11 protein-coding genes are annotated in these 9,622 nt (G+C 25.4%); 3 read left to right on the top strand and 8 right to left on the bottom strand.

Annotated features, from left to right (window positions below):
• Window positions 1-27 precede the first annotated feature (27 nt).
• Window positions 28-942 (bottom strand): M15 family metallopeptidase, encoded by a 915-nt coding sequence (locus J2Z25_RS16675; protein ID WP_209741367.1) that lies wholly within the window; start codon window positions 940-942, stop codon window positions 28-30.
• 139 nt (window positions 943-1,081) lie between these two features.
• Here J2Z25_RS16675 and J2Z25_RS16680 point away from each other — a divergent pair, with 139 nt between their 5' ends.
• Window positions 1,082-2,392 carry an aspartate kinase gene (locus J2Z25_RS16680; protein WP_209741368.1) on the top strand — a complete coding sequence of 437 codons (1,311 nt, stop codon included), beginning with the start codon at window positions 1,082-1,084 and terminating at the stop codon, window positions 2,390-2,392.
• Window positions 2,393-2,466: 74 nt separating this feature from the next.
• Here J2Z25_RS16680 and J2Z25_RS16685 read toward each other — a convergent pair whose 3' ends face one another.
• Window positions 2,467-2,973 carry a hypothetical protein gene (locus J2Z25_RS16685; RefSeq protein ID WP_209741369.1) on the bottom strand — a complete coding sequence of 169 codons (507 nt, stop codon included), beginning with the start codon at window positions 2,971-2,973 and terminating at the stop codon, window positions 2,467-2,469.
• A 127-nt stretch (window positions 2,974-3,100) separates the two neighbouring features.
• Window positions 3,101-3,583 (bottom strand): cupin domain-containing protein, encoded by a 483-nt coding sequence (locus J2Z25_RS16690; protein WP_209741370.1) that lies wholly within the window; start codon window positions 3,581-3,583, stop codon window positions 3,101-3,103.
• Window positions 3,584-4,358: 775 nt separating this feature from the next.
• Between J2Z25_RS16690 and J2Z25_RS16695 the strand changes: the two genes are divergently transcribed.
• Window positions 4,359-5,327 carry a TraB/GumN family protein gene (locus tag J2Z25_RS16695; RefSeq protein ID WP_209741371.1) on the top strand — a complete coding sequence of 323 codons (969 nt, stop codon included), beginning with the start codon at window positions 4,359-4,361 and terminating at the stop codon, window positions 5,325-5,327.
• A gap of 25 nt (window positions 5,328-5,352) precedes the next feature.
• On the top strand, window positions 5,353-5,457 hold the full coding sequence (locus J2Z25_RS16700; protein WP_209741372.1) for a DUF4177 domain-containing protein: 105 nt from the start codon (window positions 5,353-5,355) through the stop codon (window positions 5,455-5,457).
• 195 nt (window positions 5,458-5,652) lie between these two features.
• Here the strand turns inward: J2Z25_RS16700 and J2Z25_RS16705 are convergent, their stop codons facing one another.
• The 5 genes from J2Z25_RS16705 to J2Z25_RS16725 form a co-directional block, all read right to left on the bottom strand.
• The gene (locus tag J2Z25_RS16705) at window positions 5,653-6,444 is read right to left on the bottom strand and encodes a lipid II flippase Amj family protein (protein WP_111931504.1); all 792 of its coding nucleotides are present in this window, start codon (window positions 6,442-6,444) and stop codon (window positions 5,653-5,655) included.
• 297 nt (window positions 6,445-6,741) lie between these two features.
• Window positions 6,742-7,338, bottom strand: coding sequence for a signal peptidase I (lepB, locus tag J2Z25_RS16710; protein WP_097033808.1), 597 nt, complete (start codon window positions 7,336-7,338; stop codon window positions 6,742-6,744).
• Window positions 7,339-7,377: 39 nt separating this feature from the next.
• Window positions 7,378-8,166, bottom strand: a complete 789-nt coding sequence (locus J2Z25_RS16715; protein ID WP_209741373.1) for a hypothetical protein — start codon at window positions 8,164-8,166, stop codon at window positions 7,378-7,380.
• 44 nt (window positions 8,167-8,210) lie between these two features.
• Window positions 8,211-8,735 (bottom strand): GNAT family N-acetyltransferase, encoded by a 525-nt coding sequence (locus tag J2Z25_RS16720; RefSeq protein WP_209741374.1) that lies wholly within the window; start codon window positions 8,733-8,735, stop codon window positions 8,211-8,213.
• Between the two features lie 43 nt (window positions 8,736-8,778).
• Entirely contained in the window at window positions 8,779-8,967 is a 189-nt protein-coding gene (locus J2Z25_RS16725; RefSeq protein WP_008679719.1) for a hypothetical protein, read from the bottom strand.
• Window positions 8,968-9,622 lie beyond the last annotated feature (655 nt).

Consider the following 9,622-nt stretch of genomic DNA (forward strand, 5'->3'; position numbering starts at 1 on the left):
TAAAATTAAAATAGCATAGCTTTAAATTTATAATTTTTCATCAATCAATTTTATTTTACTTTGTGTTTCATCATTTATAGGTATACCTTCATACCATTTATCATTATTTATCTTTGCTACATCACCAAAATATTTACTTTTCAATATTATTTCTGGTCTGTACTCAAAATGTAAAATATCAAAATGCTCCCATTTTCCACCCCAGACAAATCCATTATCTTCAAATACTCTAACTAACTCTTTAGGATAACCTTCAATTCTCTTGCTTCCTTTAGTTTTATCAACCCATTTCCAATAATCTGCATCATTTCTGCTTAAATCTATAGCTATTCCATAAGCATGCGGACTAAGTCTTCCAGTATCTTGTATAACCCTATAATTATAACCCCCACTTATAGGGAAGATATAATTGTTGATTTTATTATTTGTTTTAGCTACTTCTCTTGCTTCATTTAAAGCTTTCTTTAAAGATTCACCTGCTTTAGCATTTTTATTAAACATTACATTACCACAAGATGTTGAAAAAGAAGATAAATTCTTTTCTATTTGATTCTGGTTGCTCCCATAAATACTATTAAGAAAAGAATAAGCTCTTCCTCTACCAGGATCCATTCCATCTACAACCATACTTATACTCTCTAATGGATATATATCCTCCAATGTATCTTGTAAATCTGCATTTGCTGTTTTCATATCTTTACTTTTTTCTTTTTTATCGTCATACAAAATCTTTTTATCGTTATTTAGTATTAAATATATATATCCATCTTCAGATACATCTATATCCTTTATTTCTTCTGGATAAGCTAACATTAAAACTAATAAATCTCGTTTAGCATTATTTATATATGTACCTTCTTCCATAACCATAGCTTGTGGCTTATATTCTATTAAGCTAAATAAAAGTACTATACAATATATAATTATAAATTTCTTTTTCATATTTTCACCTACTTATATTTTATATTTTTATTATTCCTAAAAAAAATAAACATACTCTGATAATTTAATAATTTTTAATTTGAGATTTTTTTAAATTACTGTTAATATATAGTAAATACTTTTTATAAGGGGGCAAAATATGAGTATTATAGTTTCTAAATTTGGAGGAAGCTCTCTTGCTGATGGTAATCAATTTAGAAAGGTAAAGGATATTCTTTTATCTGACAATAGAAGAAAATTTATTATACCTTCTGCACCAGGAAAGAGGAACTCTAAAGATTTTAAAATTACAGACCTTTTATATCTTTGTCAAGCACACATTGAATCTAGTATTCCACTAGATGATGTATTTAATCTAATATCTAATAGATATAAAGCTATAGTTTATGAGCTTGACCTTTCATTGGATATAGACATTTATTTAAATGAAATAAAAAAGGATATAGAAAATGGAGCATCTAAAGAATATGCTGCAAGTAGGGGCGAATATCTAAATGGTATTATTCTTGCAAATTATTTAGATTTTAAGTTTATAGATGCTAAAGATGTCATTATATTTAATAAATATGGAAGCTTAGATAATGAAGCTACATATAAAGCATTAAAAAATACACTTTCTAATTACGAAAAAGCCGTAATTCCAGGATTTTATGGATGTGATCCTCTTGGAAATATAGTTACATTTTCTAGAGGTGGCTCTGATATTACAGGAGCATTAGTTGCAGCAAGCATGAATGCTGATTTATATGAAAATTGGACAGATGTATCTGGTTTTTTGATGGCTGATCCCAAAATAGTCGAAAATCCCATGCAAATCAAGAAAATTACTTATAGAGAATTAAGGGAGCTTTCTTACATGGGAGCATCTGTATTACATGAAGATTCTGTTTTTCCTGTAAGAAATGCTGGAATACCTATTAATATAAAAAATACTAATCTTCCATCCAATCCAGGAACACTTATTGTTAAGGATATGGAGCCTGATTATAATAATCCTATAAAAGGAATTGCTGGCAAAAAGGATTTTACCGTAATTTCTATTGAAAAAGCAATGATGAATTCAGAACTTGGATTTTGCAGAAAGGTTCTATCAATATTAGAACAAAATTGTGTTTCTTTTGAAAACATGCCTTCTGGTATAGATACTGTTTGTGTTGTTATATCAGATTCACAGCTTAATAATAAAATAGATATTTTAGTTGATGAAATAAAAAGAGCATGCAATCCAGATTCAATTGTAGTCCATCCCAATATGGCTCTTATTGCAACAGTTGGTAATGGAATGTCTTCAAATAAAGGTATTGCGACTAAAATCTTTTCATCTTTAAGTGATTCTAATATTAATATAAGAATGATTGATCAAGGCTCTAGTGAAATAAATATCCTTATAGGAATAGAAAATGACGATTTTGAAAAAGGAATTAACTCAATTTATAAAGCATTTATTTAAATTATAAAATTAAAGGCAAAATGCTAGTTTACTCTACATTTTGCCTTTTAAATTATTTCTTTAAATTATTTTTTCTAGCCATTTATAGCTACTATATCTACTCCATTTTCATCTTCTCTTATCGTTATTTCCATTTTTAGATTTCCAGTTGTTATACTTCCAACTATTTTTATTCTACTAGTTCCCTTTTTTATATTATATGTATCTTCCCCTAATTTAGTATGCTCTAAAATATTTATAACATTATTATATGGATCTATCAAAACCACTTTAAACTTTCCAGACTCAATATTAGAACTATATTTTATATTGATTTCCGTATCATTATTAGAGATAACCTGCCAAATAGTATCCATTCCTGTAAACTTGAAAGTTATATCTGTATTGGAATTTTCATTTATTCCTCTTTTTTCTAAATAGGAATAATTATCATTTATTGACACTATCTTTGAATTATCATTATATATACACTTTTCATTATTATAAAAATAAAATTTATCTAGAAACCTATTTATGGTTATTACTATTCCTGATACTATAATTATAGGTACGATAAAATAAACGAGCTTTTTATTACTCATATTCCTCACTTCTCCAAATTTCGTAAACTCTGGAAAGTATTATACCATATAATTATATTTAATTCATATATTATACAAAAAATAATAAAATATTTATTATTTTATTATATATGTTAAATTATTCAAATTAATTATTTCTCTCTCTAGTAAGTTTTATTATTATATCCCTATGTTCTGGATATAGGTTTAAAAGATACTCTCTTTCGAATAATTCAAAATCCTCATATTCAAATGCTGGAGCAACCATACATCCAACTAAAGAAAAGCCCTCATTATTCATAGCTGAGCCAAATATATATCCTTTTGGAACTAAAGCTTGTGGAACCTCCCCATTTTCTATATTTATCCCAAGTTGTTTTGTTATAAGTTCTCCCTCTGGACTTATCATATAAATTGTAAGTGCTTCTCCATCGTGGTAATACCATAACTCATCAGATTTTAATCTGTGAAAATTTGATACCTCACCTGTTCTTAAAAGAAAATATATACTACTCCATAAGTTTTTATTTTCTCTCACCTTCTCTTCTGATAAAAATGATTCTTTGAAATATCCACCTTCAACATGTGGTAACATTTCTAAATTTTTTATGTAATATTCTGCATTTTTCATTTTATATCCCTCCCTTTATTTATTAATATTATATACTAAGTTTCTAAATATTACATTTCTAATTCCAATACTTCTTCCTCTTGGTATTCAATAAGATTCAACTTATCTTTCTCATTTAACACCTCTAAAATTCCTTATATAAAGTCTATATTTTTGTTTTTTATCAAGTTTAAGCATTTCTAATCCTTTCCTAAATAGCATTCTAATATCAGTTATTACTAAATCAGGGACAATTTACTTATTACCGCTAATCCTTCCTATCTATCTTCTATTTCTGCTATAACTGTAAAACCTATAGATAGCCAATCAATTGTATGAACTAAACTTTTTCTTATTATTTCTTCATCTTCAACTATTATAAGCTTATACACTTTACCTCCCACTATAGTATACGATAAAATTATTTTAACTGAGGTACCCTTATCTTCTTCACTTGATATTCCTATTTCATATTCTTCTTCATATACCAATTTGACTATTTTATGTACATTATATAATCCAATGCTTTCCGTATCATTATCATCTATTGATGCACAAATAATAGTAGCTAAAACTTTTTTTCATTTAAAATTTCTCCTAATATTTAATAATTTCTTTTGACCTTTCCTTGTTGTAAATTAATAATATCTGATGTAAACGTATAAACAAACCTTAATATCTGCACAAATATCTTGTTTTATGAACAACACTTTATATGTTTACATTTATTTCATATTTATTTCATTTATGGTAAAATATAGCGTATATAAAATATATTATTAAAGGAGATATATAAATGAAATTCATTTTTAAGTTTAAGAGTTTACTATTTATATTTATTATTGCTTTTTTCACTACTACATTAGTTGCATGCAATAATAAACCTATAGAAAAGGAAGTCTCAAAAGGGTATATATGGGAGGCAACTAATGGCAGTACTAGTGTAAATTTAGTTGGAACTATACATCTTGGTAGTAATAATATCAATTTTTTAAATGATGATATAAAAAGAATAATTGATGAAACTGATGTTTTATCTGTAGAACTCGACTTATCACTTAAGGAAAATATAGAGAAAACTCAATCCTCTGGATATTTAAAAGATGGAAAAACTATAGAAAATTATTTATCTGAAGATGAAATTAATAAATTATCTTCTATTATTAATACATTAAGTCCTAAATTCAATATAAAAGAAATAAATAATTTAAATTCTTTCTCGCTAATTAGTTTACTGACTAATCTCTGTTATGCTAAAGCTGGAATACTTGGAAATGGATTAGATTTAATTATGATAAACGGAGTGAAATTACGTAAAGCTAATGGAGATAATATAACAATTAATGAACTTGAAGGAGTTGATTACCAACTTGAAGGAGTTGATTACCAACTTGAAGGAGTTGATTACCAACTTGAAACAATAAATAAAACTTTTACTTGGAAATATCTAAAAAAATATTTAAATGACTATTCAAATTCTAATATTGATGAAGAAGTTGATATAGCAAAAAATCTTTTTAATGCCTATAAAACTGGAGATATTGAATTTATTGAAGAAGCAAATAATAAAATGAAAAATGATAACCCGGAATACTATAAAATAATGCTTACAGATAGAAACATTGGTATGACAAATAAAATCGATGAATTAATTAAAGATGGTAAAAATCATACAGTTGCAGTTGGAGCCGCTCATTTTATCGGTGAGGATGGCATATTGAAGTTGCTAGAAGAGAACGGTTATAAAATAACTAGAGTAAATTAAAAACTATATATGGAGGTTCATTTATATGTATGAATATAAATTTATAAGACTAGAATTAAAAGGTTTTATAGAATCAAAACCAAGGCAAGACTATCATCAAATAGTAACTGATCATGCAAAGGAAGGATAGAGATTAGTACAAATTCTTACTCCACCAACTGGTGCTTATGAATCTGCTACTCATTTTGAATTAATATTCGAAAAACAAATTTAATAAAAACATTATTCAATTATAAAGCAAAACAAGAAAGATTAGCACCTCTCTTTCTTCTTATTTTGCTTTATTTCTTTAAATATAATTTTCATTTTTCCTTTAATATATTTATTATATAAAATTAGCTACAAAAGCAATTAAATATGATGCTGGTACAAATAGTAGCAATGCCACAAAAGTACCTACCACTTTACTTCCTACCATTGCTATTACACAAGCTCTAAAATCCTCTTCACTACATTTGCCATCAACTACATCATCAGTCATAATTGATAAATGAGGATCAATAAAAATTGATGTCAGTATTGTTGCTGTTCCATTAATTACTGGTGATAAAGATAAACAAGTCATTCTAAGATCTGGTGATATACTTGCTGCATATATTGGTGCAAAAGCTCCCGCTGTAATAATGGCTACAGAAATAAAATTATAAAATAAAATTTTTTTAGGAAGTCTTCTATAATTTATACTTGTTAAACTTTCTTTTACAGGAATTGCTATACTTTCCTTCATGTATTTCACACCATTTTTTGAAAAACTATGTATAATAAGCTTAGGAATTGACCTTTCTATTGAAAAATGATTTACTGCCTTACTAAACATTTGCTGAAATGTTGGTATTAAAAAAGCTCCAACTATAGATGCTATACCTGAAATTATAATTATTAAATTAAATATATTAAGCAAAGCTCCACTACTTGGATCACTTTCTACAAACTTTGTTAATAAAGGAGTTTGGAATGTCAGTGCAGTTCTTGAAACAAGCATTAATACATTAAAAACTGCAAATGTAACAGCTATTTTCCCTGTTCTAACCCCTACTAACCTAACTGAATACGCTAATGTTCCAATTAATGAAATTATAAAGTTTAATACTAAAACAATTATAATTTGTTTATCCAACTTATATCACATCCTTTAATGCCGTTTTTAAATATATATTTCAAATTAAATTATCATAAATCCTAACTTTATTGTTAAATATTTTTTTAATTTATAAATTTTAATAATACTATTAATATTCTCTTAAGAACTATAGTCATCTTAATTATAACTAAATGTGTTTATAACTAAAACATATTTGGTAAATTATAATATATTTGTAATAATTAAAAAGTGAATAATATAATAATACTATCCACTTCCTGATATTAATTATTTAATTAAAAAATATTTTTAAATCTAATATATATCCTAACTCTATTCTATAGCTCCAAATCTATTAAATGGTGATAACCTAAATATGGCTTTTCCTTCAACTTGATTTATATTAATGAGTCCAAACTCCCTACTATCTCTGCTTTTTTCTCTATTATCTCCAAGCACAAACAATGTATTTTCTTCTACCGTAATTGGAAAGTCTCTATTTCTAATGTATGTACTACCTTTAACATAAGTTTCATCTAGCATATCACCATTTAAATACACATAACCATCCTTTATATCTATTTCATCTCCAGAAACACCTATTACTCTTTTAACTAGTCTAGTTCTAGTGTCAGTATTATATGATATTGAAGCTATTTCTTTTAAATATTTATAACTTTCTTCAAATACATTACCCTTTTCTTCATTATCAAAAAATATTATAATATCCCCTCTTTTAGGTGTTGTAAAATTGTAGCTAATTTTATCAACTATAAGTTTTTCATCATTATATAATGTGTTCTCCATTGATTCTTGCTGGACCTTAGCACTCGCTAACACTTCTGTATTTATTAATGACACTATTATTACACTTCCTAATATAGTTAAAATTAGCCCCCTTATTTCCTTTATAATATTTTTATTATTCAAGTTAATATCCTCCTTAATACAACCTATAATTCATACTATCTATAAATATTTTTTAAGTGTATCTTTAACAAAATTCGGAAAATACCTTGTTAAATCTGCATGATTTTTATAGTCATGTAAATCATAATACCTATTAAAATTATGTCTATTTATTTCCTCAATTAAAGGCTTTATATCTGATTCATAAGTTTCTTCATTATTTGAATAGTGAAGATATATAGAATTATTATTTTTCTTATTAGATTCTATAACATTTCGCATTAAGTTATCTAAAATTTCTATAGATTCTATGCTAGTATCTCCCATTATATATTCGAGAATTTTCTTATGGCCTGGTAAGTTTAAATAACTACCTAACCTATACTGTGGTGCCCCCGTAATAATTATACTATCTTTTCTTGGTAATCCGAAATATAAAGCTGAATATCCACCTTTACTAGATCCCATAAAAATCATTTTTTTTGCTTCCACTTCTTTTGTTATTTCATTTATTAAAGAATTCACATCTTTTTCTATTGCAAAATCTTTATTTTTTCCTAAATAGTATGCTCCTCTAAAGTCAAATCCAAAATCATCTAAAATAAAAAGTTTATTACACTTAAAACTTTCTACAGTTTTAACATAGTTATATCTTGCCTTTTGACCAACTTTTGTACATGCTGTGAATATTATTAATAAATCCTTAGAACTTTTATTTCTCTCAAAAACATAATTAATATTATATTTTTCACCTTTATAAGTTTTCTGCTTAAAGATAACCATATGTTTAGCTTTAATTAAGTCAATAAATTTACTTAATTTTATTAGAATTATCTCAATCTTTTTCAATTTACACACCTCTATAAATATATTAATTTATGGCTTTAAAAATTTTAATTATAAATATCACTAAACTCTTCTTCTAATATGCTCATAATATGTACATGATAAAATTTATTATTTATATAAATAGAATCTCTTTTTGTTCCTTCTAACTTAAACCCTGCTTTTTCATACATAGCTCTTGCACGAGGATTATAATCAAAAACTTCTAATTCAACTCTATGCAAATTCAATTTTTTGAATGCAATTTCTAAAGCTTTGTTAGTAGCTTTTAATCCAATCCCTTTATTAAAGTTATTTTTATTAAATATAGCTATTCTAAAACTACATGATTTATATTCATCATCTATATCCATAAGTACAACCTCTCCGATGATTATGTCATTATCACATATTAAGAAATGCCTTCTTTCTTCACTACTAATTGATTTCTCAATAAATGCATCTATTTCTTCTTTTGTAGGATAATTTTTTGTTCCAGTATAATAAAACATTTCTTCATCTGGATTTTTAAATCCTACCTTCCAATATTCTTCTTTATCTGATATATCTAATAATCGTAAGTCTATGTTCATGTTCTACCTCATATAATTTGTTTTAATTTATTATAAATGATACTTAAATTCCTTCTAATACGCCAGTAACACCACAGATAAGGTCACTGAAAAATTCCTGCATTATACAAATAGCCGAAACAATTACTATTATTAAGCCTACGTAAGTAATTAATTTCTTCATACTCTTTCTTCCACATTTAATTAATATAAATCCTAAAATTAATGCTATTAACACTAAAATATTTATCATAATTCTCTCCTAAAATATAGCATTTTCTTCTACTTATATTCAATATATATTTTTTTGCCACCGCTTTATAAACTTCTTAAGAGATTTTTTGTTATCAAATATTTTAGAACACTATTAATAAACAATACCCATAATTTTATTGATCTTTCATCCATTCATTTTCATCGATTCCCACTTCAACTGATTTTTTTATAGTATTATTAAACTCCTGAAAATTTCTCTATTTTCATTCAATTTAAATTTTAACTTATTATTTGAAAAAAGCATTAATTATGTAAAGTTATGTGATTAATTTACTCTCTATTTTTATAAAAATAATTACTAAAATAGAAAGTAATCCCCCCCAACATATTAATATTAAATATGCATATGTAGTATCAAATAATCCTCATCTTTTATCTTCATATATAATATTATCTTTAGAATCTTTATATAAATTTAAATTTTCTTTTTTATCATAGCAATAAAAGTTATTTATAAAGTTTATCTTCTTTGTTTTAATAATTTCAACACTTGAATTTTCCTTATAATATAATTATACAGTATAAAATTTAAGATAAGATAATGGAACAAATAAAACTATTAATAGTATTAACAAACTTTTTTAAATTTCTGTTTCAACTTATTAATTTCTCCTTATTATTAAAACACTTCA

Source organism: Clostridium tertium (genome assembly GCF_017873245.1).
Classification (GTDB): Bacteria; Bacillota; Clostridia; order Clostridiales; family Clostridiaceae; genus Clostridium; species Clostridium tertium.

Excerpts from the sequence above, each read along its gene's own strand:
- J2Z25_RS16690 (WP_209741370.1), bottom strand. The coding sequence starts at position 3,583 with ATGAAAAATGCAGAATATTACATAAAAAATTTAGAAATGTTACCACAT.
- J2Z25_RS16680 (WP_209741368.1), top strand. The coding sequence starts at position 1,082 with ATGAGTATTATAGTTTCTAAATTTGGAGGAAGCTCTCTTGCTGATGGT.
- J2Z25_RS16725 (WP_008679719.1), bottom strand. The coding sequence starts at position 8,967 with ATGATAAATATTTTAGTGTTAATAGCATTAATTTTAGGATTTATATTA.
- J2Z25_RS16700 (WP_209741372.1), top strand. The coding sequence starts at position 5,353 with ATGTATGAATATAAATTTATAAGACTAGAATTAAAAGGTTTTATAGAA.
- J2Z25_RS16675 (WP_209741367.1), bottom strand. The coding sequence starts at position 942 with ATGAAAAAGAAATTTATAATTATATATTGTATAGTACTTTTATTTAGC.
- J2Z25_RS16695 (WP_209741371.1), top strand. The coding sequence starts at position 4,359 with ATGAAATTCATTTTTAAGTTTAAGAGTTTACTATTTATATTTATTATT.
- J2Z25_RS16685 (WP_209741369.1), bottom strand. The coding sequence starts at position 2,973 with ATGAGTAATAAAAAGCTCGTTTATTTTATCGTACCTATAATTATAGTA.
- J2Z25_RS16720 (WP_209741374.1), bottom strand. The coding sequence starts at position 8,735 with ATGAACATAGACTTACGATTATTAGATATATCAGATAAAGAAGAATAT.